At 45.5% G+C, this 23,953-nt stretch carries 25 protein-coding genes; all 25 read left to right on the forward strand.

Features of this window, described 5'->3' with window-relative positions; translation table 11 throughout:
- Positions 1–20: 20 nt before the first annotated feature.
- The 25 genes from ffh (at position 21) to BMZ71_RS00530 (ending at position 23,921) form a co-directional block, all read left to right on the forward strand.
- The gene (ffh, locus tag BMZ71_RS00410; protein WP_068562140.1) at positions 21–1,433 is read left to right on the forward strand and encodes a signal recognition particle protein; all 1,413 of its coding nucleotides are present in this window, start codon (positions 21–23) and stop codon (positions 1,431–1,433) included.
- A 92-nt stretch (positions 1,434–1,525) separates the two neighbouring features.
- Positions 1,526–1,798 carry a 30S ribosomal protein S16 gene (gene rpsP / locus BMZ71_RS00415; protein ID WP_068560440.1) on the forward strand — a complete coding sequence of 91 codons (273 nt, stop codon included), beginning with the start codon at positions 1,526–1,528 and terminating at the stop codon, positions 1,796–1,798.
- Positions 1,799–1,811: 13 nt separating this feature from the next.
- The gene (locus BMZ71_RS00420) at positions 1,812–2,057 is read left to right on the forward strand and encodes a KH domain-containing protein (RefSeq protein ID WP_086988423.1); all 246 of its coding nucleotides are present in this window, start codon (positions 1,812–1,814) and stop codon (positions 2,055–2,057) included.
- 159 nt (positions 2,058–2,216) lie between these two features.
- Entirely contained in the window at positions 2,217–2,732 is a 516-nt protein-coding gene (gene rimM / locus BMZ71_RS00425) for a ribosome maturation factor RimM (protein WP_086988424.1), read from the forward strand.
- Positions 2,732–3,478: a tRNA (guanosine(37)-N1)-methyltransferase TrmD gene (trmD, locus tag BMZ71_RS00430; protein WP_068560449.1), complete on the forward strand. Its 747-nt coding sequence runs from the start codon at positions 2,732–2,734 to the stop codon at positions 3,476–3,478. Before rimM ends, trmD begins: the two co-directional genes overlap by 1 nt.
- A gap of 166 nt (positions 3,479–3,644) precedes the next feature.
- Positions 3,645–3,998 (forward strand): 50S ribosomal protein L19, encoded by a 354-nt coding sequence (rplS, locus tag BMZ71_RS00435; protein ID WP_068560452.1) that lies wholly within the window; start codon positions 3,645–3,647, stop codon positions 3,996–3,998.
- A 126-nt stretch (positions 3,999–4,124) separates the two neighbouring features.
- On the forward strand, positions 4,125–4,559 hold the full coding sequence (locus tag BMZ71_RS00440) for a hypothetical protein (RefSeq protein ID WP_232309292.1): 435 nt from the start codon (positions 4,125–4,127) through the stop codon (positions 4,557–4,559).
- 40 nt (positions 4,560–4,599) lie between these two features.
- Positions 4,600–5,409, forward strand: a complete 810-nt coding sequence (locus BMZ71_RS00445) for a Cof-type HAD-IIB family hydrolase (RefSeq protein ID WP_086988425.1) — start codon at positions 4,600–4,602, stop codon at positions 5,407–5,409.
- Between the two features lie 32 nt (positions 5,410–5,441).
- Entirely contained in the window at positions 5,442–6,206 is a 765-nt protein-coding gene (locus BMZ71_RS00450) for a prolyl oligopeptidase family serine peptidase (protein WP_086988426.1), read from the forward strand.
- 58 nt (positions 6,207–6,264) lie between these two features.
- The gene (locus BMZ71_RS00455; protein ID WP_086988427.1) at positions 6,265–6,609 is read left to right on the forward strand and encodes a metal-sulfur cluster assembly factor; all 345 of its coding nucleotides are present in this window, start codon (positions 6,265–6,267) and stop codon (positions 6,607–6,609) included.
- Between the two features lie 129 nt (positions 6,610–6,738).
- Positions 6,739–9,360, forward strand: coding sequence for an ATP-dependent chaperone ClpB (gene clpB, locus BMZ71_RS00460; RefSeq protein WP_086988428.1), 2,622 nt, complete (start codon positions 6,739–6,741; stop codon positions 9,358–9,360).
- A gap of 153 nt (positions 9,361–9,513) precedes the next feature.
- Positions 9,514–10,116 carry an NfeD family protein gene (locus tag BMZ71_RS00465; RefSeq protein WP_068560468.1) on the forward strand — a complete coding sequence of 201 codons (603 nt, stop codon included), beginning with the start codon at positions 9,514–9,516 and terminating at the stop codon, positions 10,114–10,116.
- Positions 10,113–11,099 (forward strand): flotillin-like protein FloA, encoded by a 987-nt coding sequence (gene floA / locus BMZ71_RS00470; RefSeq protein WP_086988429.1) that lies wholly within the window; start codon positions 10,113–10,115, stop codon positions 11,097–11,099. Before BMZ71_RS00465 ends, floA begins: the two co-directional genes overlap by 4 nt.
- Positions 11,096–11,746: a hypothetical protein gene (locus tag BMZ71_RS00475; protein ID WP_086988430.1), complete on the forward strand. Its 651-nt coding sequence runs from the start codon at positions 11,096–11,098 to the stop codon at positions 11,744–11,746. Before floA ends, BMZ71_RS00475 begins: the two co-directional genes overlap by 4 nt.
- Positions 11,747–11,770: 24 nt before the next feature.
- The gene (locus BMZ71_RS00480; protein ID WP_086988431.1) at positions 11,771–12,526 is read left to right on the forward strand and encodes a sugar phosphate isomerase/epimerase family protein; all 756 of its coding nucleotides are present in this window, start codon (positions 11,771–11,773) and stop codon (positions 12,524–12,526) included.
- Positions 12,527–12,711: 185 nt separating this feature from the next.
- Positions 12,712–13,857: a tRNA guanosine(34) transglycosylase Tgt gene (gene tgt, locus BMZ71_RS00485; protein WP_068560477.1), complete on the forward strand. Its 1,146-nt coding sequence runs from the start codon at positions 12,712–12,714 to the stop codon at positions 13,855–13,857.
- Between the two features lie 77 nt (positions 13,858–13,934).
- Complete coding sequence (gene yajC / locus BMZ71_RS00490) at positions 13,935–14,282, forward strand: preprotein translocase subunit YajC (protein WP_068560480.1); 348 nt, start codon at positions 13,935–13,937, stop codon at positions 14,280–14,282.
- Between the two features lie 34 nt (positions 14,283–14,316).
- Entirely contained in the window at positions 14,317–14,598 is a 282-nt protein-coding gene (locus tag BMZ71_RS00495) for a post-transcriptional regulator (protein WP_086988432.1), read from the forward strand.
- Positions 14,599–15,220: 622 nt separating this feature from the next.
- Positions 15,221–17,824: a bifunctional acetaldehyde-CoA/alcohol dehydrogenase gene (gene adhE / locus BMZ71_RS00500; RefSeq protein ID WP_086988433.1), complete on the forward strand. Its 2,604-nt coding sequence runs from the start codon at positions 15,221–15,223 to the stop codon at positions 17,822–17,824.
- A gap of 266 nt (positions 17,825–18,090) precedes the next feature.
- Positions 18,091–18,735, forward strand: a complete 645-nt coding sequence (locus tag BMZ71_RS00505) for a metal-dependent transcriptional regulator (protein WP_086988434.1) — start codon at positions 18,091–18,093, stop codon at positions 18,733–18,735.
- Positions 18,736–18,760: 25 nt separating this feature from the next.
- Entirely contained in the window at positions 18,761–19,891 is a 1,131-nt protein-coding gene (dinB, locus tag BMZ71_RS00510) for a DNA polymerase IV (protein ID WP_086988435.1), read from the forward strand.
- A 40-nt stretch (positions 19,892–19,931) separates the two neighbouring features.
- The gene (locus BMZ71_RS00515) at positions 19,932–20,753 is read left to right on the forward strand and encodes a ZIP family metal transporter (protein ID WP_086988436.1); all 822 of its coding nucleotides are present in this window, start codon (positions 19,932–19,934) and stop codon (positions 20,751–20,753) included.
- Positions 20,754–20,920: 167 nt separating this feature from the next.
- The gene (locus BMZ71_RS00520; protein ID WP_086988437.1) at positions 20,921–21,601 is read left to right on the forward strand and encodes a metal-dependent hydrolase; all 681 of its coding nucleotides are present in this window, start codon (positions 20,921–20,923) and stop codon (positions 21,599–21,601) included.
- Positions 21,602–21,624: 23 nt separating this feature from the next.
- Positions 21,625–22,947, forward strand: coding sequence for a DRTGG domain-containing protein (locus BMZ71_RS00525; RefSeq protein WP_068560499.1), 1,323 nt, complete (start codon positions 21,625–21,627; stop codon positions 22,945–22,947).
- Positions 22,948–22,958: 11 nt separating this feature from the next.
- The gene (locus BMZ71_RS00530) at positions 22,959–23,921 is read left to right on the forward strand and encodes a DHH family phosphoesterase (protein WP_086988438.1); all 963 of its coding nucleotides are present in this window, start codon (positions 22,959–22,961) and stop codon (positions 23,919–23,921) included.
- Positions 23,922–23,953 lie beyond the last annotated feature (32 nt).

The raw sequence follows: 23,953 nt of genomic DNA on the forward strand, positions 1-23,953 counted from the left end.
ACAGTAAGGAAGTGGAAAATATGGCATTTGAAGGATTGTCTGAGCGTCTCCAAGGCGCGATGACCAAAATCGGCAAAAAAGGCAAGATTACGGAAGCCGATCTTAAGGAAATGATGCGTGAAGTACGTCTGGCTTTACTGGAAGCCGACGTGAATTTTAAAGTAGTAAAAGATTTCGTCAAAAAAGTGAATGAGCGAGCGTTGGGCTCTGATGTGCTCGAGTCACTTTCACCGACACAACAAGTCATCAAAATCGTCAACGAAGAGTTGACGGAATTGATGGGTGGGCAGCAGGAACCGTTCCAATTTTCTGCTAAACCTCCAACCGTCGTGATGATGGTCGGCTTGCAGGGTGCAGGTAAAACCACAACTGCCGGAAAGCTTGCCAACTACATGAAGAAAAAAGAAAATAAGCGCCCGATGCTGGTAGCAGCCGACGTTTATCGCCCGGCAGCGATCAATCAATTGCAGACTTTAGGCAAACAATTGGATTTCCCGGTTTATGCGTTGGGAGCGGAAGCGAATCCGGTCGATATTGCGAAGCAGGCCGTTGAACAAGCCAAACTCGATGGCCGCGATCTGGTCATCATCGATACGGCGGGACGATTGCACGTGGATGAAGTATTGATGACAGAGTTGAAGAACATCAAAGCTGCCGTCAATCCTACCGAGATCCTATTTACCGTGGATGCGATGACGGGGCAAGATGCCGTCAACGTAGCAAAATCTTTCAATGAACAGCTCGGCATAACCGGTGTCATTTTGACTAAATTGGATGGAGATACACGCGGGGGGGCTGCGCTGTCAATCCGATCGGTAACCGGAAAGCCAATCAAATTTACGGGTCAAGGTGAAAAGCTGGAAGATTTTGAACCATTCTACCCTGAACGCATGTCTTCCAGAATTTTGGGTATGGGCGATCTGATGACATTGATCGAACGCGCGCAACAAGATTTTGATGAGACGAAAGCAGCAGAAATGGCTGCAAAAATCCGCGAGAACACTTTCAATTTCAATGACTTCATCGAGCAGATGGATCAGGTCACCAACATGGGGCCGCTTGAGGACCTACTGAAGATGATTCCGGGCATGAGCAATGTTCCCGGATTGGATCAAATGAAGATAGATCCGAAAGATGTAGCCCATATGAAGGCAATTGTACTTTCGATGACGCCCGCTGAACGCGAAAACCCTGAAATTCTTTCACAGAGCAGACGCAGACGGATCGCGAAAGGTTCTGCAAGATCATTGGCGGAAGTAAACCGTCTGATCAAGCAATTCAACGAATCCAGAGACATGATGAACAAGATGTCCAAAGGTAATTTTGCAGGTATGGAAGGCCTCCTAGGACAAGGCCCTAAAGGCAAAATGGGCAAGCTGGCCATGCAGCAAATGGCCAGACGGATGAACAAAAAGAAGAAAAAGAAAAAATAATTCCAAGTGTAAAGAGAAAACACTTTACAAGCAAATGGAAAACTGGTAATATATAAAAATGTGAGATATAGATATATGGAGGTGTTATATAAATGGCAGTTAAAATTCGTTTAAAACGTATGGGTTCTAAAAGAAACCCGTTTTACCGCGTCGTTGTAGCTGATTCACGTTCTCCACGTGATGGACGTTTCATCGAAAAAGTAGGTACATACAATCCAGTTGTTGAACCAGCTGAAGTTAAATTTGACGAAGAGTTAGTTTTGAAATGGTTAGCTGAAGGTGCACAACCTTCTGATACAGTTCGCAACTTACTTTCTCAACAAGGTATTATGAAAAAATTCCACGACTCTAAGTTAGCTAAATAAAAGGGTGGTTTAAATGCCTGAAATTTCAGATTTAATCCTGACAATTGTCAAACCTTTGATCGTCCACGATGATAAGATGTCCATCGAAATCAAAGAGACAAGTGAGTTCATGGAATATCATTTGCATCTTGATGCCGAGGATGTCGGCCGTGTGATCGGCAAACAGGGACGTGTCGCCAGAGCGATCCGTACAATTGTATACAGTGTCAGAACCAAAGGCACAAAACGTGTCCGCCTTGTGATCGAAGGGTCCGAATAATCTGCTCTAATTGCGGATTCGGTCGTTTCCGATTGGTGGATGCCTAACTTAATAGCGAATAGATAGAAGCGGATGATGATACAGTAGTAGCACTTATCCCTTCTATTTTATTATGTACAGAAATGTTGACAGTACGATTTATGTAAGGAGAGGTGAAAAATGGAAAAATTTTATGATGTCGGAAAAGTTGTGAATACCCAAGGCCTAAAGGGTGAAGTGCGTGTCATTTCCAGCACTGACTTTGCGGATGAACGCTACAAGAAAGGGTCTACGCTTTACCTGTTCCGCGACAACAGTGAGCCGATTGCTCTGAAAGTAGCCAGCCACCGGGTGCACAAGAATTTCAATATGCTGACATTCGAGGGCTACAACCGGATCGAAGAGGTCGAGCCGTTCAAAGGCGGAACCCTGAAAGTTTCGGAAGCGCAGTTGGGGGACCTGCCGGATCATGAGTTTTATTATCATGAAATCATCGGATTATCCGTCGTAAGTGATGCCGGTGAAGAATTGGGTACAATAAAAGAAATTTTGCCGTTAGGGGCTAATGATGTTTGGGTTGTATCCAGACCAGGCCAAAAAGATTTATTGGTTCCGTATATCGCATCGGTAGTGGAAAAGGTATCTTTGGAGGAAAACAAGGTTACCATCCACCTGCTAGAAGGAATGATGGACTGATGAAGATAGATGTATTGACGTTGTTTCCGGCGATGTTTGAAGGCCCTATGTCCGAGTCGATTATCGGAAAGGCCATTGAGAGTGGCCGTGTTTCGATCACTTGCACGAACTTCCGCGATTATTCCGAAAACAAACACAATTCCGTCGATGATTATCCCTTCGGAGGCGGCGCAGGCATGTTGTTGCGCGCGCAACCGATCGTCGATGCGTTGACGGACATCGAGGTTCATTCGCCCGAAACCAAAAAAAGAATTGTCCTTTTGGATCCGTCCGGAAAAACCTTCAATCAGGATCTGGCGGAGGAGTTCGCCGAGGAAGAGCACCTAGTCTTCATCTGTGGTCATTACGAAGGTTTCGATGAGCGCATCAAGCAGCATGTGACAGATGAAATTTCAATCGGGGATTATGTTTTGACGGGTGGCGAACTCGGCGCAATGGTCATGATCGATGCGACGGTCCGCCTCTTGCCTGCGGTATTGGGCAATGAACAGTCGAACAAGACCGATTCCTTCTCGACCGGTTTGCTTGAGCATCCCCAATATACGAGACCCCGCGATTTCCGGGGAGATGTCGTCCCTGAAGTGCTTTTCAGCGGCAATCACCAGAAAATCGCTGATTGGCAAGAAAAAGAATCTTTGCGCAAAACTTGGCTGAGACGTCCGGAAATGCTGGAAAAGATCACCTTGTCGAAAAAACAGCAAACCTGGTTGGCTGAAATTCTTCTCGAAGAAAAAGCTGACAATTAAGCGCAATCGTGCGCCTTGAAATTTAAACAATGTAAACGAGAAATACTTTACACGTCAAAAATATTGTGGTAGAATTTTACAGGTGAGCAGAGAGACTGCTCCATAATACGATATTCCGCTGTGCAGAAGGATTGTGTATGAATGTCGGTTGGAAGGAGAAAAAAACATGAGTCAATTACCATTGATCGAAGCAATAACACAAGGACAATTACGTAGTGATATCCCTGCATTCCGTCCTGGAGACACTGTTCGCGTCCACGCTCGCGTAGTCGAAGGAACAAGAGAACGTATCCAATTATTCGAAGGCGTAGTCATCAAACGTCGCGGATTCGGAATCAGCGAAACGTATACAGTACGTAAAATTTCCAACGGTGTCGGTGTGGAACGTACATTCCCATTGCACACTCCTCGTGTAGCTCAAATCGAAGTTGTTCGCTTCGGTAAAGTGCGTCGTGCAAAACTTTACTACTTGCGCGCATTACACGGAAAAGCTGCTCGTATCAGAGAAAAACGTCGTTAATATCCCGCATGACATATGGAAAGGTCTGGACTTCGGTTCCGGACCTTTTTTGTATAGTGCGATAAGCATAATTCTTGGGGGAAATGTGCTATACTTGTAGCACCATATACGAAAAGAGTGATAGTTTTGACGATATTAGCCGCGCTTGATCAAAAATTCCAAGAAAAAGGCATGCCACTGAAAAGTCATCCCATCCAAAATGGCCAGTATTTGTATCAAGGGAAATTCAATCTCGATAAGGACCATTCTCTGCCGTTCGGTGTAGTCATCGCCAAAGATGAGGCAGAAAGTGATTTTCAGATCAGCTACAGAAAATTAGCTTATCTGAATAATTATGCTGATAAAGTGAAGCTTTTGGAACTGATCAATGAATTGAACCAAACCAAGACTTTTTATTATACACTTTGCCTGGCGGGCGATGGAGAGATTTTCCTTCGGCTTTTGGGCCGCTCGACAACAGATGTCAAACCACTATATGAAATGCTTGTGATCGGATCGAACATCGCAAAGGTCATGACGGCAGAATTAAAAAGTAAATTTCCGTCGCTGGGAAGCGAATAAGTAAGGGCTCGAATGTCAGGCGGAAACTGCAGGAGGAAATATGAAACAAAAATTAATCGCTTTAGATCTAGACGGTACCACGCTCAACAATCAGTCGTTGCTGAGCGTTCGGACCAAAAATGTGTTGGCACGGTTGCAAAAAGATAACCATCTGGTCATGATCGCAACTGGTCGTCCATACAGAAACAGCAAAGAATTTTATGAGACACTCAAGATGACTACCCCGTTGGTGAATTTCAACGGTGCCCTATGCCATAATCCAACCGACAGTAATTGGCGTAATTACTACCATAAAACACTCAATAAAGATTTCGCGATGGATCTCATCGAACAGCGTGAAGAGATGGGCATCGATTTTATCTGCGTAGAAGGCAAGGAGACGCTTTTCGCATCCACCGCCACGTTGCCATCGAACGAATATTTCCCGAAAAATTTGCTGGCGACGCAGATCACTTCTAAGGACAAGTTGTCGGAAAATCCGACTTCCATGAATGTATTTTCCGAGGAACGGAATTTGCATGCTATCCGTGACCGGATTTTGGCGCGTTATGGGAATTCCATTGAAATCCGTACATGGGGCGGTACGATGCCTTGCCTCGAAATCGTATCCGCTGGTGTCCAAAAAGCGCTTGGCGTGGAAGTGGTCGCGAATAATTACGGTATCAAGCGGGAAGATATTCTTGCCTTCGGTGACGAAGACAACGATATGGAGATGATTCGTTTTGCGGGACATGGCGTTGTTATGCAAAATGGTATTGGGGCATTAAAGCGCATTGCAGATGATGTAACCACGCATACGAATCATGAGGACGGCTTGGCAATCTACCTGGAAAAATATTTTTGCCTGTAACAGCCGATCAGAGCTGAAAAAGAGGGATAAATGTGATTTTGATCGAAAGAAAAATCATAAATGATATACCGATTCTGGAAATCGTTGAAGAAGACAAGAAACAAGAAACGACTCCGCTCGTGTTCTTTTATCATGGCATCACAAACCAAAAGGAGAGAGGTTTGGAGCCCGGATATGCATTAGCCAGCAACGGCATGCGGGTGATCATCCCCGATGCCTATCGTCATGGTGAACGCAAAGAGGAAGCCTATGCTGGCGAACCGGCAGCAGAATTCTGGTCGGTAGTCCTGAAAAATATAAAAGAGCTTCCTGACATTGTGGAAGCCTATGTTGAAGCGGGATTGGCAAAAAGAGAAACTGTTTCGGTCACGGGCCTTTCGATGGGAGGCATCACGACCTGTATCGCTTTGACGCAATATCCATGGATCCATTCGGCAGCCTGCTTGATGGGCAGTCCGGATCCGATCGGGTTGTCCCATTGGGCCCTGCAGTCCCGCTGGGCGGAAGGTCTGCCTCCGCTCGATGACGAGAAGGTCAATGCGTTGATGGCGCCTTTTGAAAACCTGAGCCTCAAAGAACATCCGGAATCGCTCGTTGACACGCCGTTTTACATCTGGCACGGTACCGCCGACGAGAGTGTGCCGTACGAGCAGATGGAGCAGTTCGTCAACTCCATCAGCGGAGAAGCCTATGCAGATAACATTTGTTTCCGGTCGACAGAAGGTGCCGGACACCGGGTTCCTTACGCTATTTTTGAGGAAATGGCAGTATTTTTAGGTAACGTATATTCGCATTGAATTTCTATGCACAAACTGTTATTATCTAATTAATCCAGAAAGGTAAGAGGTGATTGCAATGACTGAAGAGACAACTCCCCAATTTTCGCAAGAAGAATTGGAAAGCATAAAAGAACGCGTCTTAGCGGCGCTTGAGCAAGTGATAGATCCGGAATTAGGAATAGATATCGTCAATTTAGGTTTGATTTATGAAGTGGAACTGGAACAGGATGGATTCTGCCTGATCAAGATGACACTCACAACGATGGGCTGCCCATTGGCGGATGTCATCACCGATGAAATTCATCGTGCTTTGAAAGACGTTCCTGAAGTAACCGAAACACAAGTGAAATTGGTGTGGTATCCTGCCTGGACGACAGACAGAATGTCCCGATATGCACGCATCGCGTTAGGGATCCGATGATAAGAAGAGCAACAAAGGAAATCACCTTTGTTGTTCTTTTTTTCGGGTTATCATTTGACCAATTCTGACCATGGTCGTATACTTGTCCTATGAAAGATATATCAATAGATTTTTTGAGGAGGTCCTAGCATGGAAATGGAAAAAATGACGACAGCCCTGCAGCAGGCAATCGCAGAAGCGCAACGTATCGCCATGGTGCGCAAGCACCAGACCATCGATGTCGCCCATCTGTGGAAAATATTTCTGCAGCCGGATAGTTTTGCGCGCAATTTTTATATCGATTCAGGAGTGGCAATCGATGCATTTGAATCAGCCGTTGATAAGGAACTGGATAAATCAGTGGTGATTGAGGGCACTTCCGTCCAGTACGGGCAAACATTCAGCCAGAATCTGTACAATCTCTTTCTGGAAGCAGACCGCAAGCGGTCGGAGTTGAAGGATGATTTCATCGCCACTGATACGGTGCTTTTGAGCTTGATGACACTGAAAAATCATCCATTGACCAAATTTTTGGTTAATCTAGGCCTGACGGAAAAAATCATCGCGGAAAAAATCAAGGATATGAGAGGGGGAGACCGAGTGACTTCGCAGAATCAGGAAGATCAGTATGAAGCATTGGAAAAGTATGGCATAGACCTCGTGCAAGCGGTGCGTAGCGGAAAACAAGATCCGGTAATCGGCAGGGACGAAGAAATTAGGGATGTCATCCGCATTTTGTCGCGGAAAACAAAAAATAATCCGATCCTGATAGGTGAACCTGGCGTAGGCAAGACCGCCATTGTGGAAGGTTTGGCTCAACGGATTGTGAAAAAAGATGTACCGGATAATTTGAAAGACAAAACAATTTTTTCGTTGGATATGGGCTCATTGATTGCGGGAGCTAAGTACCGTGGGGAATTCGAGGAACGCCTTAAAGCGGTATTGAAGGAAGTGAAGAAAAGCGACGGCCGCATCATCCTTTTCATTGATGAGATCCATACGATCGTCGGGGCAGGAAAAACCGAGGGAAGTATGGATGCCGGCAATCTGCTGAAACCTATGCTGGCCAGAGGCGAATTGCACTGCATCGGAGCGACCACTTTGGATGAATACCGTCAAAATCTGGAGAAGGATAAGGCCTTGGAGCGAAGATTCCAAAAGGTGTTGGTGAAAGAACCGACAGTTTCTGATACAATCAGCATCTTGAGGGGGTTGAAGGAACGGTATGAGATCCACCACAGCGTCAACATCCATGACAACGCTCTTGTTGCGGCTGCGACCTTATCCGATCGTTACATCACTGACCGGTTTCTGCCGGATAAAGCGATCGATCTTGTCGATGAGGCTTGCGCGAACATAAAAGTGGAAATGAATTCGATGCCTACCGAGTTGGATCAGGTGAGCCGCAAATTGATGCAACTGGAGATAGAAGAGGCGGCCTTGAAAAAGGAATCCGATGATCAGAGCAAGAAAAGATTGGCGGCTCTGCAAGTCGAGTTGGCTGATCTGCGCGAAGAATCAAATGAGTTGCGCATGAAATGGGGTAACGAAAAAGAAGAAGTCGAAAAGCTGCGTGCCAAACGGGAGGACCTGGAGGACGCGCGCAGACAATTGGAGGATGCCGAGGCCAATTATGATTTGGAACGGGCGGCGGTTTTGCGCCACGGCAGTATCCCTCAGATGGAAAAGGAATTGGCGGCTCTTGAAAAAGAAAATGCGACCCGAAGGAATAAAGCAGGCAATCTAGTCCAGGAATCGGTCACCGAGAACGAAATCGCGACAGTGGTGGGGCGGATGACCGGCATCCCTGTGACGAAGCTGGTTGAAGGTGAAAGGGATAAACTCCTGAAATTGGAGGAAACGCTGCACAAGCGTGTCATTGGCCAAGAAGAAGCAATAGAAAGTGTCACGAATGCCGTTTTGCGTTCGCGTGCTGGCCTCCAATCGCCGAACCGTCCGATTGGGTCCTTCCTTTTCTTGGGACCGACAGGAGTCGGGAAAACGGAGTTGGCCAAAGCCTTGGCGGAAAATTTGTTCGACTCCGATGAACATATGGTTCGGATCGATATGAGCGAATACATGGAAAAATTTTCGGTTTCTCGACTCATCGGGGCACCCCCTGGCTATGTCGGCTACGAAGAGGGCGGCCAATTGACGGAAGCGGTCCGCCGAAGCCCCTATACGATCATTCTATTGGATGAAATCGAGAAGGCGCACCCGGATGTCTTCAATATTTTACTCCAAGTATTGGATGATGGACGTTTGACCGATTCGAAGGGACGTCTGATTGATTTCAAAAACACCGTCCTGATCATGACCAGCAACATCGGGTCGCAGCTCTTGCTGGAAGGCGTCCATCCCGACGGCACCATTCCGGATGCTGTTGCGAATGAGGTCATGAAAGTATTGAAGAGTTCGTTCAAGCCGGAATTTTTGAACAGAATCGATGACACCATTCTGTTTACGCCTTTAAGCAAAGAAGATGTCAAAAAGATCATCGTCAAAATGGTTAAGGAGCTATCCAGCCGATTGGTGGATAAACAGATTCAGCTTTCTGTTTCTGATGAGGTGACGAGTTGGATAGCGGAAAATGCTTACGATCCGATTTATGGCGCGCGGCCGCTCAGAAGATTCATTTCAGCCGAAATCGAAAATCCCTTGGCGCGGGCCATCATAAAAGGGGAAATTCATGAAAATCAGTCTGTGACGGTAACTTTGGTAGGGAATCAGGTCGGATTCCAGACCATCGATTTCGATGAATTTCAACAATAATTTGACATGTCTACAAACAGAGAGGAAGTCCTGAAAGGGATTTCCTTTTGTTATTTCTGTATTTGCGGTAAAATGATAGTATAAATTTTCTTATTTTTATGCGTACGACCGTTTGTTGTTTCTTTCGGAACAAAGCAGAAGGAGGCGTTCATATTGCTGTTTTTGGTCATCGGATTTTTGTGTCTGGTTTTTATGCTGTTCACTTCGAAGTATTATCTCTTCGGAGCTGCGGCGATCCTGAGTTTTTTGTTGTATTTCCTGTATTTTGGTAGTGGGAACTGGCTGACGTTGCTACTGTTCCTGTTTGGAATCATGTTATTGGTTGTTGAATTGTTCATACCTGATTTCGGTCTTGTAGGAGTCGCGGGTTTCTTGATGGTCGTAGCCGGCCTGTTTTTGAACAATGAACGCATTTTGGAAAGTGTACTGGACGTAAGCTTGGCAATCATCATTTCCGGTGTGGCCACGTCAGTGCTTTTGAAAAAAGGTTATAAATTCTTGCCGGATCGCAGTAAATTAATTCTGGACACGTCTCTGAACCGGGAGCGCGGGTATTCGTCCAGCAAAGACTATTCCGAATTCTTGGGAATGATCGGAACAGCCACGACGACGCTGCGGCCAGCCGGAAAAGTGGCAATCGGAGGTGTGGTGCTCGACGTAGTCAGTGACGGAAAGATCATATTTGAAGGAAAACAGATTCGGGTTATCCAGGTTGAAGGGGTCAAAATTACAGTTAAGGAGTTGGATGAAGAATGACAGAAGGCTTGATAGGACTCATCTTTATTGCATTGTTTGTCGTACTGGTTTTATCTTTGTTTTTCCGCTTTGTGCCGGTCGGTCTATGGATCACAGCCTACTTTTCGGGAGTGAAAGTCAAAATTTCAAATTTGGTCGGGATGCGCTTGCGGCGAGTGGTTCCTTCCATGATCGTACAACCGATGATTAAAGCGACAAAAGCGGGGCTGGTCATTGATATAAATGAATTGGAGGCGCATCATCTTGCTGGTGGAGATGTCAATATGGTCATCGATGCGCTGATTGCGGCGCAACGTGCCGATATTGATTTAGGTTTTGAAAAAGCGGCGGCCATCGATTTGGCTGGTCGTAATGTGTTAGAAGCAGTGAAAATGAGCGTCAATCCAAAAGTCATCGAAACACCGATCATCGCGGGTGTTGCCATGAACGGGATTGAAGTAAAAGCCAAAGCGAAAGTAACGGTACGTGCCAACATTGAGCGTTTGGTCGGTGGTGCTGGCGAGGAAACAATCATCGCCCGTGTCGGCGAGGGGATTGTCACAACCGTCGGCTCTGCCAAGATGCATACTTCCGTCTTGGAAAATCCGGACTCCATTTCCCAAACAATCCTGAAAAAAGGGCTTGATTCGGGTACCGCTTTTGAGATACTGTCCATTGATATCGCCGATGTTGATGTCGGCCGTAACGTAGGCGCCAAATTGCAGGCGGAACAAGCAGAGGCGGATAAGCGGGTTGCGCAAGCCAAAGCAGAAGAGCGCCGCGCTTTTGCGGTCGCAGAAGAACAGGAAATGATCGCAGAGGTGCAAAGGATGCGGGCGAAAGTGGTCGAAGCCGAGGCGGAGGTGCCGTTGGCGTTGGCTGAAGCACTGCGCAACGGAAATATAGGCGTGATGGATTATTATAAAATGAAAAATATCATAGCGGATACTGAAATGAGGAGCAGCATTTCAGAGTTTCCGGCAGATAGAAGCGAACCGGAATGACTAGCCTAACCTTTCTTTTACCGATCTTGTTGCCGATTCTTTTCCTGGTGTTCTTTCTCTCTGTGCTCACATCGATAGTTAAACGGATAAACCGTTTGGCGGAGAATGCCAGACTTCGAGCTGGAACTTCCCAGGCAACTGTCTTGCCTCAGACAGTTCGCCAGTCATTTGATGGTGCCGGAAATGAGAATGCGAAGCAACTGATCAAAAAAATGGCTACATTGAAGCCTGAGCAGGTCTATGGCTTTTTTCAGGAGCGTTTGCCCGAAAAATATTTGCGGGAAGTCAGCCGGATTTTGACCCACAGAAATTGGCGGAGGGAAATCCTGATTTTCGTAAACCGCGAAAATTTGTGGGAGTTGCTGTTGCGGACGAATCCGTCAAAAAAAGGCAGCGACCACAATGGTGCGAAACCTGCAGCTGAAATCGATGGGGAAGAAGCGTTTACGGACTATAATATGGATCCTACCGTGGGGTTGGCTGATGACTTCACCGTCTTTTCTGAAGATGCTAAAGAATTGAAAACTGCTAAAAGAATGGAGAAATCCACTATTCAGAACAGGAAGAAACGTTCCAGCAATCAAAAAGCATTGATGCGAGCTGTCATTGCCAAAGAAATACTCGATAGGCCGGACTTTGACCGCTAATAGGAAAGTGAAGGAGACAGATGGATGCCCAGAGAAATCGGATTGAACACTTTAGCATACATGCAAAAAGCTGCAGACAATAAAGTGGAACAAAAAGAAATATTGAAGGAAATCAAGGAAATGGGTTTCCCTTTTGTGGAAGTCAGAAGAGAATACATTTTGTCCGGTAAAACGGAAATGAAGGAAATAGCCCAGCAAGCCGCTGACCTGAACTTGAAGGTGTTCTATTCCGTACCAGCAGAACTATTTACAGCAGGCGCGCTGAATGCACAACTAGGCAGCTATTTTGAGGAGGCCGCTCTTTTGAACGCAGTCCAGCTGAAACTGACTTTAGGGGAATTCCAAGGACTCACATCCGTGCTGGCTGAAAAATTACGGGAATTGTTAACGAATTTTTCAGTCCATTTGACAGTCGAAAATGATCAATCCATTGGGAAGGGCAGCCCTGATGTCCTGATGGCGTTTATTGCTGAAGCCCGTAAAGCATCATTGGACATCGGATTGACTTTTGACACGGGTAATTTCGTGTATATCGACATCGATCCCTTCGTTGCAGCGAATGCAATGAACGAAGCGGTAACCTATATACATATCAAAAATGTTGGCTATGCAGCTGAAGGGATCGTTTTGTCCGGGCTGGAAACCGGCTTGGTGGATATGCGCCGTCTTTTGTCGTGTTTTCCGGATTCAGTGCCGGCCAGCATCGAATATCCATGTGGAGGCGGCGAAGAAGCAACTGAAACCATGCGCGCTGACCGCAATAAGCTCCGCTCTTGGTGACGCACTTCGACTAAACCGTTAGGGACGTTTCGAGGGGTGGGTGAAAGTCATCCGTGAGTCGTGCGAATAACGAAAAAATGCAATCCGGAAGCTTCGGATTGCATTTTTTAATAGTGAACACAAGAAAATAGTGTGTGACTATGGTATACTGATTGCCGGATATCTATAAGAAAGAAGTGAATACATTGACTGAACCAGCGATTCGTTATCGCCTTATCAAAAAAGAAAAACATACAGGTGCGCGTTTGGGAGAGATCATAACGCCCCACGGTACTTTTCAGACACCTATGTTCATGCCGGTAGGCACTTTGGCCACCGTAAAGACAATGTCTCCTGAAGAATTAAAGACAATGGGCTCCCAGATCATCCTGAGCAACACGTATCACCTTTGGCTCAGACCGGGCTCCGATTTGGTGGAAGAAGCAGGAGGCCTGCATAAATTCATGAATTGGGACAGAGGGATCTTGACCGATTCAGGTGGCTTCCAAGTCTTCTCGTTAAGCCAGAACAGACAGATCACCGAGGCCGGCGTACATTTCCGCAATCATCTGAATGGTTCGAAAATGTTTCTGTCACCCGAAAAAGCGATCCACATCGAAAATCAGCTAGGTGCCGATATCATCATGAGCTTTGACGAGTGCCCTCCTTACAGCGAAAGCTATGATTACATCAAAGCGTCTGTCGAAAGAACGACAAGATGGGCAGAGCGAGGCCTCGAAGCCCACAAAAAGCCCGATCAACAAGGCTTGTTCGGCATCATCCAAGGTGCAGGTTACAAGGATTTAAGGCTGCAGAGCGCCAGAGAACTGATTTCTTTGGATTTTCCAGGTTATTCGATTGGTGGACTTTCGGTCGGCGAAACGAAGGAAGAGATGAATGGTGTGCTGGATTACCTGACGCCAGTCATGCCGGAGAACAAACCGAGGTATCTGATGGGCGTAGGTGCACCGGATTCCTTGATCGATGGAGTCATCCGCGGAATCGACATGTTCGACTGTGTGCTTCCGACTCGAATAGCGCGAAATGGTACTTGTATGACAAGCAGCGGCCGTTTGGTCATCAAGAATGCGAAATATGAACGGGATTTCCGACCATTGGATGAAAAATGCGATTGCTATACATGCAAAAATTATACACGTGCGTACATTCGTCATTTAATCAAAGCTGATGAAACATTTGGCTTGCGCTTGACCTCTTATCATAATCTCCATTTCTTGATAAACTTGATGAAAAATGTGCGCCAAGCCATCATGGATGATAATCTATTGGAATTCAGGGAAGCATTCGTGGAAGAGTACGGCTTCAACGTTGAAAATCCGAAGAAGTTTTAGATTTTGGGTGGTAGTCTAACTTAAAGTTTGGTAAAGTGGAGGATAGATAGAAATAATCCACAGATGGAGGAAAATATATGGATACAGTAATCATGATTGCCTTTTATGGGGTATTGTTCGGCGTAATGTATTTCATCCTGATCAGACCACAAAAGAAACAAGCACAAAAAACACAGGATATGCTGAGTCAAATCAAGCCAGGGGATAAAGTAGTCACCATCGGCGGCTTGCACGGAATTGTTGAAGAAATCAATTCTGCTGATAACACAGTCGTATTGGATTGCGAAGGGATTTTTCTGACTTTTGAAAAACGCGCTATTTCACGCATTTCGAAGGTTGCCACAATCACAACGGATGATGCGATTGTCGAAGATTTCACAGCAACAGAAACAGAGCAAACACAAGAAGACAATAACGAAGAGTAAAGCGATTTGATCCATCGGAAAGGAGGGGCGGCGATTGCCTGCTATATCAGAGAAACAATATGATCAATTGGAGCCATGGTTCAAATTGAAAGCAACTGAGTTCAATAAACTGGGCTACGAAAACATCCAAGTCGACGATATCTATCGCTATTTCAAGGAATTTTCTTGGAAGCATACTGTCCCTCCACATTATTACCAGCAGATCCGGGATATCATGAAAACGACGGTAAACCATTACTTTGATTTTGTTGCTTTAGAAGCGCAAGTCTATAAGGTCTCTTCATTAGATGAAATCAATTTTGATGATTTCCTATAAATCGTTTCCCGTAAAAAGCACAATACTGCAGAGTATTGTGCTTTTTTGAATACCTGATTTTCTAGCGATCGCTAGTAACCTTGATTTAGTTAAGCGGAACAAGGATGGATGATTCGGAATGCCGGGCAAATTTTCGTATAATGGTCTTGCGAGGTGATTGAATTTTTTGATGACATCATCAAGTCGGGACATTTTTGGTCCTGTGAAATAAACAAAAATTATTTTTAGCGCTCATATATGAATCTCTAATGACAAAAAAGAAGGTTTGGATTATTAGCAGGCGGATTTATTCGGTTCAGCGGTCTCGGAATGGCGCAAATTAATTAGATAGGGACGTCTAACGACCACGTCGTTTTTCGCTGCGGAAAAAAATTCAAAAAAATTTTTTTCGGATAAAATCCGAACAATGATAATTATTTCACAATAAGAAAGTTGAGATGAAGACTGTTTCCATAAACTATTTGTGAAAACGAGCAGAGGCATAAAAACCTATTGAACACGCTTACAATGGTTGTTTCGGAAATAAGTGAAAAATATCACATTTATCCGCTTTACAAACAAAATTCCATGAAATATAATAAGCATGTGAAAAGGATAACATATATTTTTAGGAGGATCTCACATGAGTAAAGAAAAAGTAGTTTTAGAGGAGAAAAAACCCATGATGACTGCCAAAGAAGAAATCAGCAACTACACTGCAAAAGCCCAAAAAGCTTTGACTCTGTTTGAAGATTATACCCAAGAACAAGTCGACCACATCGTCCACGAAATGGCATTAGCTGCAATGGAGCAACATATGCCACTTGCAAAAATGGCAGTTGAAGAAACAGGCCGTGGCGTTTATGAAGATAAATGTATCAAAAATATGTATGCCGCTGAAAATATCTGGCACTCAATCAGAAAAAATAAAACAGTCGGTATCATCGAAGACAACAAAGTAGATCAAATCATGAAAGTTGCTGCTCCTGTAGGTGTTGTTGCCGGTATCATCCCAACAACCAACCCAACTTCGACAACAATCTTCAAAGCGATGATCTGTATGAAAACAAGAAACCCGATCATCTTCTCTTTCCACCCAAGCGCAGAAAAATGTTCAGCTGCAACTGCAAAAGTTGTTTACGATGCTGCCATCAAAGCGGGCGCACCTGCTGACTGTATCCAATGGGTAGAAGGCGTATCAATGGAAAAAACAGCTGAATTGATCAACCATCCAGAAGTTGCTGTCGTATTGGCTACTGGTGGAGCTGCAATGGTTAAAGCTGCTTATTCTACAGGTAAACCAGCATTAGGCGTTGGCCCTGGTAACGTTCCAGCTTACATCGAAAAAACAGCAAACATCAAACGTGCTGTAAATGACATCATCGTTTCAAAAACGTTCGATAACGGTATGATCTGTGCTTCAGAGCAAGCTGCAATCGTCGACAGCGAAATCTATGATGAAGTCAAAAAAGAATTCCAACTGCACAACGTATACTTTGCTAAACCTGAAGAAATCCAACAATTGGAAGATGTCGTGATGAATGATGCCAAAACTGGCGTAAGACCGAATGTTGTCGGTATGCACGCTCGTAAGATTGCTGAATTGGCTGGATTGAACGTTCCTGCAAACACTAAAATGCTAGTCGCTGAATTACCAGGTGTCGGAGCAGAATACCCAATGTCAAGAGAAAAATTATCTCCAGTATTGGCTATGATGAAATCAGACAGTACAGAGCATGGTATCCAACTGTGCAAACAAATGCTTGATTTGGGTGGCTTAGGTCACTCGGCTGCACTGCATACTCGCCGCAATGACTTGATCGAGCGATTCGGAAAAGAAATGAAAGCTTGTCGTGTGCTTATCAACTCTCCATCTTCTCAAGCCGGTATCGGTGACCTGTACAACAATAACATCGCTTCATTAACTTTGGGTTGCGGATCTTACGGCAGAAACTCAGTTTCTCATAACGTTTCTGCATTAGATTTGTTGAACGTGAAAACTGTTGCTAAAAGGAGAAATAATATGCAGTGGATTAAATTACCAGAGAAGGTTTACTTCGAAGAAAATTCAGTTAGATACTTACGTGACATGAAAGATGTCGAAAGAGTCTTCATCGTCTGCGACGACGGCATGGTCAAATTCGGCTATGTGGATGTAGTCATCGAACAATTGAAGCAACGCAACAACAAAGTATCTTACGCAATCTTCTCGGATGTTGAACCTAACCCGACAACAAACACTGTAAACCGTGGTACTGAAAAAATGCGTGACTTCCAACCGGATACAATCATCGCCATCGGCGGGGGTTCTCCTATGGATGCTGCCAAAGCGATGTGGTTGTTCTATGAGCACCCAGAAAGTGACTTCTTCGGCGCTAAACAAAAATACTTGGATATCCGCAAACGTACTTACAAGATCAAGGATATGGAAAAAGCGAAACTTGTCTGCATCCCAACTACCTCAGGTACTGGTTCGGAAGTAACGCCATTCGCGGTTATCACAGACAGCGAAACACACATCAAATACCCATTGGCTGATTACGCATTGACTCCTGATATTGCTATCGTGGATCCACAATTCGTATACAGTGTTCCTAAATCTGTAACTGCAGATACCGGTATGGACGTATTGACGCATGCCATCGAATCTTTTGTTTCCGTATTGGCAAACGACTACACTAAAGGTTTGAGCTTACAAGCCATCAAACTGGTATTCGAAAACCTTAGAAACTCATACAACTACGGCGATCAAGAGTCTCGCGAAAAAATGCACAATGCTTCTACTATGGCTGGTATGGCCTTCGCGAATGCGTTCCTGGGTATTTCCCACTCGATCGCACACAAAATCGGCGGACAATGGGATCTGATCCACGGCCGTACGAACGCTATCCTGTTGCCGCATATCATCCGCTACAATGCAATCGATCCTCAAAAACATGCGTTGTGGGCTAAATACGAGTACTTCCGTGCAGACGAAGACTACGCTGAAATCGCTCGCTACCTAGGCTTCAAAGGCAATACGACTGCTGAGTTGGTCGAAGCTTTAGCGACTGAAATCACTAAATTAGGTCAAGACATCGGCATCAAGATGAACTTCCGTGATCAAGGCATCACTGAAGAAATGCTTGAACGCGATGCAGACCGCTTAGCTGAATTGGCATTTGAAGACCAATGTACAACAGCTAACCCTAAACAACCATTAATCTCAGAATTGAAAGAAATCATCTACGCAGCCTACAAAGGTTAAGAGAATATAATGAAAAAGCCGGGACGCGCTCCTGGCTTTTTTGCTTACAAAAAATAACTTGGCATTACGGAGTCCGTCGAAATATAAGGGCTTGTCCATCTTGCCCAATGGGTTCCGCTGATTTGTCGTCCATCATCCTTACTAGGTTTTCAAGCCTAATATATACTGAAATGGAAGGGCTTATTTTAAGTTTTAGCCTTGCAATCGATCCAATTAGTCGTATAATATGAAATATAGTTTAGGTTAACCTAAAAAGGAGGGGGCGTATGACGCCGCACAAAGAAGATTATTTGAAAGTAATCATGGAATTAGGTGGAGACAAACAGCTTGTCAATAATAAACAAATTGGGCAGGCCTTATCCGTTTCTGCCGCTTCTGTTACCGAAATGTCAGTCAAATTACTCAAGGATGGCCTGATCAGCCACATCCCGTATCAGGGTGTGCAGATCACCGAAAAGGGACAATTGATAGCAAATAAGCTGATTCGGAAACATCGACTTTGGGAAGTATTCCTCTCGGAAAAATTGGATTTTAATTGGGACGAAGTGCACGAAGAGGCCGAACTGCTTGAGCATGTATCCTCAGATCGACTCGTCGACAGACTGGATGCTTATTTAGGATTTCCTAAATATGATCCGCATGGGGGTGTAATCCCCGACAAAGAAGGGCGGATTGAGGTTTATGAAAGCAAACCATTGACCGAATTGGAAGTCGGTACCCGCTTTATCATCAGGGAAGTGGATGACGATCAAGAATTTCTGGCGTATTTGCTCCAAAAGAATGTAAAGTTAAGCGTACCTTATCTGCTGACAAATGTGGAGCCGTATGAGGGTCCTTATAGCTTTGAGACGCAGAATCATCAGTCCCACCAAATCAGTTTCAAAGCAGCAAGTAAAATTTATGTGCAATGAATCCGGCTAAAGTAAGGAGAACAGTATGCAGATTGGGATCTTGACATTTAAGGAGCCCGAAAATGATAAAACCAGGAAGATCATCCATGTGGATATGGATGCCTTCTACGCTTCGATTGAAGAAAGGGACCACCCGGAACATCGCGGTAAGCCGATTGTCATAGCGAATCACCCAAGAGAAACCGGTCGCAAAGGGGTAGTGACCACGGCTAACTATATCGCCAGGAAATTTGGAATCCATTCGGCTATGAGTGCGCAAAAAGCATTTGAACTCTGCCCTGAAGCGATCTTTATTTCTCCGCGAATGAATCACTATAAAATGATTTCCCGACAGATCAGAGGCATATTTGCGCGCTATACCGATTTGATTGAACCTTTGTCATTGGATGAAGCCTATCTGGATGTCACCCAGAATAAGCAGAATCTGTCGAGTGCGACTGTGATTGCCCGAAGAATTCAAAGGGAAGTCTGGCAGGAAACCGGTCTTACTTGCTCGGCAGGGGTTTCCTACAATAAATTCATCGCAAAGATTGCTTCCGATTATCAGAAACCGGCTGGCTTGACTGTGATCACACCGGACGAGGCCGCCCGTTTTTTATGGGAGTTGCCCATCGAAAAGTTTTATGGCGTCGGCAAGAAGACCGTCGAAAAGATGAAACTGTTGGGTATTCATGCCGGAGAGGATCTTTATCTTTTTGATCAAAGTGAATTGATTTCACAATTCGGCAAGCATGGATATGTCCTCTATCAACGGGTCAGAGGCATCGACAACCGAGCCGTGGAGCCCGAAAGGGAAAGGAAATCGATCGGGAAAGAACATACTTTTATACAGTTCCTGTCTGATGAGGATCAGGTCAGGGTGGAGCTGAAACAAATCGCTCAGGCTGTCCATGTTGCGCTGCATAACAGCAAGCTGCACGGTCGGACGATGGTATTGAAAATCCGCTACGCCGATTTCGATACCCTAACGCGCAGAAAAACTCGGGTCGATCATTTTTCCCAAGCTAAGGATATTTTTCAACACGCCTGGGAACTTTGGCTGGACCATGGCACCATAGAACGGCATGTACGTTTATTGGGGATCACCATCACTCAGCTCGATCCTATCCATTACGAGAACATCCAGTTGCCGTTATGGAATACAAAGCACTTATAGCGGAAAGTAGTTATTACATTATAAAGGGGAGATAAAAACCATGTTAGAGTCATTCAGTCAATTAAATCCAATCATGCAAGCGTTCATAGCAGGCTTGTTCACTTGGGGGTGTACCATCATCGGCGCCTCATTTGTATTTTTTTTCAAATCTGTTAACCGAAAAGTCCTTGATGTCATGAGCGGTTTCGCTGCAGGAGTCATGATCGCAGCGTCGTTCTGGTCATTATTGGCCCCATCCATCTCTCATGCAGAAGAGAATGGCTACGGAGTTTGGTCATGGGTCCCGGCATCAATCGGATTCCTTTTGGGGGGCATATTCCTGCGCATGACCGATAAAATCGTTCCCCATCTGCATTTGGGTGAACCGATGGAAAACCGCGAAGGGCCCCAGACACAGGCTTCCCGAAATCTGTTGCTGTTCCTTGCCATCACAATCCATAATATCCCGGAAGGATTGGCAGTTGGAGTGGGGTTTGGAGCGGTTGCAGCCGGTATATCCCAAGATAACACGTTATTGAGCGCCGTTGGATTGGCGATCGGTATCGGAATCCAGAACATACCCGAAGGATCTGCTTTGTCCATGCCGATCCGAGCCGATGGAAACAGCAGGCTGAAAGCCTTTAATTACGGCCAACTTTCTGCTATCGTTGAACCGATTGCGGCCGTTATCGGAGCCGCCGCCGTCATATCGATGAGCGCGATTTTACCGTATGCGCTCGCATTTGCAGCCGGAGCCATGATCTTTGTTGTCGTCGAGGAACTGATTCCGGAGTCGCAAACGAACGGAAACAGCGATATTGCAACGATGGGACTTATGGTCGGATTTACGGTCATGATGATTCTTGACGTTGCTCTAGGATAATGAAGTATACATTAAAAGGCCTTCCAAATAGAAGGCCTTTTAATGTATACAAAACAAAATGACATCGCTCGCTTGTAGTTGTATTAATACACTGTTTCATGATACGATGAACAATGAATAATACAGTTTTTATCAGATTTTTCTACAGAGAAAGGTGAGCAACCGCAATGAGGATATCTTTTCACGGGCAATCTTGCGTATGCATTGAAACAGCGGAAGGGAAGCATTTACTGATCGATCCGTTTATAACTGGAAACCCACTTAGCGACCTGGATCCGGACACGGTTCCTTGCGACGTGATCCTGTTGACGCATGGACACGGTGATCATATCGGTGATACAGAGCGGATCGCGCACAGAACACATCCGCTGATCATTTCGACAGTTGAACTAGCAGACTACTTTTCCGAAAAAGGATTCCGCACCCATGGCATGCAACCCGGAGGAGGGCATTCGTTCGATTTCGGCTATGTGAAACTGACGCAAGCAATCCATGGGTCGGCCTTGCCTGTCAATGGCTTGCCGTATACGTTTGGATTGGCAAGCGGCATCCTCCTGCATGCTGAAGGGAAGACAATCTATCATGCCGGCGACACAGCACTGTTTTCCGATATGAAGCTGATAGGGGAAGATTATCCGATTGATGTGACGTTTCTGCCGATAGGGGACAACTACACAATGGGGCCGAAAGACGCCGCCAAAGCAGTTACGTTTTTGAAACCCCGAATTGCGGTACCAATCCACTACAACACTTTTCCGTTGATCGAACAGGATCCGAATGAGTTCCTCACCCTTCTGGATGATGGGGTCGGCCTGATAATGCAACCTGGGGAATCCATTTCACTATAATTGAGAAAGTAAGGGAGTAGACTATGGCAACGAAACATGAGCAAATCATTCAATACATCGAAACGATGCCGGTCGGAGAAAAGCTTTCCGTCCGTACGATAGCTAAAAATTTGAACATGTCTGAAGGGACAGCTTACCGCGCCATCAAAGATGCCGAGAACATCGGATTGGTTTCAACAATCGAACGGGTAGGCACCATCCGGATCGAACGCAAATCGAAAGAAAACATCGAAACGCTAACTTTCGGGCAGATCTGTAAAATCATCGATGGTGATATTTTGGGCGGCAAGAAAGGCCTTGATAAGACCTTGAGCAAGTTCATCATCGGTGCGATGCAACGCGAAGCGATGGAGCGATACATTTCACCAGGATCGCTTATGATCGTCGGTAACCGGAATGATATCCAGGAATTCGCGTTGGAAAAGGGCGCAGCCGTCCTTATTACGGGGGGGTTCGATACAGATGAGAGCATCGTCCATTTGGCGGATCAGGTCGAAATGCCGATACTGCGTACGACCTATGACACTTTTACCGTAGCGACGATGATCAACCGCGCCATGACGGACCAGCTGATCAAAAAAGAAATTATGCTGGTGGAGGACATCTACACGCCGATTGATGAGACGAAATTTCTTTCATTGGATGATACTGTTTTCCAGTATCGCAACCTCAATACAGAAAGCACCCATTCACGGTTCCCGATCGTCAATCACAACATGCGACTTGTGGGCATCATAACTGCGAAGGATATCCTTGGAAAAGCAGATACGCTTTCGCTTGAACGGGTAATGACCCGCGATCCGATAGTCGCAAAAACGCACATGAGTGTAGCGAGCGTGGCTCACCGGATGATCTGGGATGGCTTAGAGGTGATGCCTGTGGTGAAAGATAACTTGCAGCTGCTCGGTATCATTTCCCGCCAGGATGTTATGAAAGCCATGCAACTTGCACAGCGTCAGCCGCAAGTAGGCAATACGATTGAGGACCAAGTCGTTGAAAACTTGTCTTTGATCAGCTCTGAAGAAGGGACTGCTTTGCCTTCCTATAATTTCAGAATCACACCACAAATGACGAATAGCCTGGGAACGGTGTCGTTCGGGGTATTGAGTGAAGTGTTGGCGAGCACGACCAAGAAAATCTTGTATACCTTACAGAAACGGAATGCATTAATCGAGCAGATGGACATCTATCATTTGAAGATGATACAGATAGACAGTGTCATTGAGATTCGTTCGAAAATGTTGGAGTTGGGCAGAAGATCCTCCAAACTGGATGTCGAAGTTTATTTAGAAAATTCTCTGGTCGGCAAAGCAATCGTCATTTGCCAACTGATGGAAAAATCCTAGGAGGGAAGCGAATGGAAAATCCGATTTATGCAGATATAGTCAACAAGATTCAAGCGTATGCCACCATCATCATCCATCGTCATCTGCGTCCGGATCCGGATGCGTTGGGTTCGCAGAATGGTCTCGCCAGTTTGATCAGGCAAGCCTATCCTGAGAAAAAAGTATTTGTTGCCGGCGAAAACGAAGATAGTCTCTCGTATCTCGGCAGTATGGACAGCATCCCAGATGAAGCCTACGAGGGTGCCTTGGTGATCGTCACGGATACCGCGAATCAACCAAGAGTCAGCGATAAACGTTATGTTAAAGGGGAGTATTTGATCAAAATCGATCATCATCCGAATGAAGACCCCTATGGAGATATTTGCCTTGTGGAGACCCAAGCCAGCAGCAGCAGTGAAATCATCGCAAAAATTTCCTTTTCAACTGGGGATAAGCTGCCGATGAATGACGCAGCTGCGCGTCTGCTGTATGCCGGCATTGTAGGCGATACCGGCAGATTTCTTTATCCGGCGACTACGGCAATGACCATGAAAATAGCCTCCAAACTGATGCAATTTGATTTTTCCGCGTCGGATATCAGTCAAATGATGAATACAAATTCTCTGAAAACAGCCAATTTATCAGGTTTCGTTCTGCAGAGTTTAACAATCAACGACGTTGGGGTAGCCAGCATTATCCTTTCCCAAGAAATTCTTGGGAAATTCGGTGCCGTCGACAGCGACACCGCACCGGTTGTCCCTTTGCCGGGCACCGTTGAGGGCGTTTTATGCTGGGGAATTTTTGTGGAGCAACCGAACGGGACCTATCGTTGCCGATTGCGCTCAAAAGGCCCGATCATCAATGAAGTCGCCAAACGGCATGGCGGAGGCGGCCACCCGCTTGCGAGCGGAGCGAACGCTAAGGATGAGTCGGAAATAAACGACATCATTTTGGAATTGGAAGAGTTGGCGATCGAATGGCAGAATACGCATTGATGCAGCAGAATTGAATCGAAAAAGGCCGGACA

Origin of the sequence: Trichococcus flocculiformis, from assembly GCF_900113645.1 — a bacterium.
Lineage (GTDB): Bacteria > Bacillota > Bacilli > Lactobacillales > Aerococcaceae > Trichococcus > Trichococcus flocculiformis.

Coding starts and splice junctions, on each gene's coding strand:
- clpB (WP_086988428.1), top strand. CDS start 6,739: ATGGAAATGGAAAAAATGACGACAGCCCTGCAGCAGGCAATCGCAGAA.
- BMZ71_RS00420 (WP_086988423.1), top strand. CDS start 1,812: ATGCCTGAAATTTCAGATTTAATCCTGACAATTGTCAAACCTTTGATC.
- rpsP (WP_068560440.1), top strand. CDS start 1,526: ATGGCAGTTAAAATTCGTTTAAAACGTATGGGTTCTAAAAGAAACCCG.
- floA (WP_086988429.1), top strand. CDS start 10,113: ATGACAGAAGGCTTGATAGGACTCATCTTTATTGCATTGTTTGTCGTA.
- BMZ71_RS00505 (WP_086988434.1), top strand. CDS start 18,091: ATGACGCCGCACAAAGAAGATTATTTGAAAGTAATCATGGAATTAGGT.
- BMZ71_RS00475 (WP_086988430.1), top strand. CDS start 11,096: ATGACTAGCCTAACCTTTCTTTTACCGATCTTGTTGCCGATTCTTTTC.
- BMZ71_RS00480 (WP_086988431.1), top strand. CDS start 11,771: ATGCCCAGAGAAATCGGATTGAACACTTTAGCATACATGCAAAAAGCT.
- BMZ71_RS00530 (WP_086988438.1), top strand. CDS start 22,959: ATGGAAAATCCGATTTATGCAGATATAGTCAACAAGATTCAAGCGTAT.
- BMZ71_RS00445 (WP_086988425.1), top strand. CDS start 4,600: ATGAAACAAAAATTAATCGCTTTAGATCTAGACGGTACCACGCTCAAC.
- dinB (WP_086988435.1), top strand. CDS start 18,761: ATGCAGATTGGGATCTTGACATTTAAGGAGCCCGAAAATGATAAAACC.
- yajC (WP_068560480.1), top strand. CDS start 13,935: ATGGATACAGTAATCATGATTGCCTTTTATGGGGTATTGTTCGGCGTA.
- BMZ71_RS00520 (WP_086988437.1), top strand. CDS start 20,921: ATGAGGATATCTTTTCACGGGCAATCTTGCGTATGCATTGAAACAGCG.
- BMZ71_RS00515 (WP_086988436.1), top strand. CDS start 19,932: ATGTTAGAGTCATTCAGTCAATTAAATCCAATCATGCAAGCGTTCATA.
- adhE (WP_086988433.1), top strand. CDS start 15,221: ATGAGTAAAGAAAAAGTAGTTTTAGAGGAGAAAAAACCCATGATGACT.
- BMZ71_RS00455 (WP_086988427.1), top strand. CDS start 6,265: ATGACTGAAGAGACAACTCCCCAATTTTCGCAAGAAGAATTGGAAAGC.
- BMZ71_RS00525 (WP_068560499.1), top strand. CDS start 21,625: ATGGCAACGAAACATGAGCAAATCATTCAATACATCGAAACGATGCCG.
- rimM (WP_086988424.1), top strand. CDS start 2,217: ATGGAAAAATTTTATGATGTCGGAAAAGTTGTGAATACCCAAGGCCTA.
- trmD (WP_068560449.1), top strand. CDS start 2,732: ATGAAGATAGATGTATTGACGTTGTTTCCGGCGATGTTTGAAGGCCCT.
- rplS (WP_068560452.1), top strand. CDS start 3,645: ATGAGTCAATTACCATTGATCGAAGCAATAACACAAGGACAATTACGT.
- ffh (WP_068562140.1), top strand. CDS start 21: ATGGCATTTGAAGGATTGTCTGAGCGTCTCCAAGGCGCGATGACCAAA.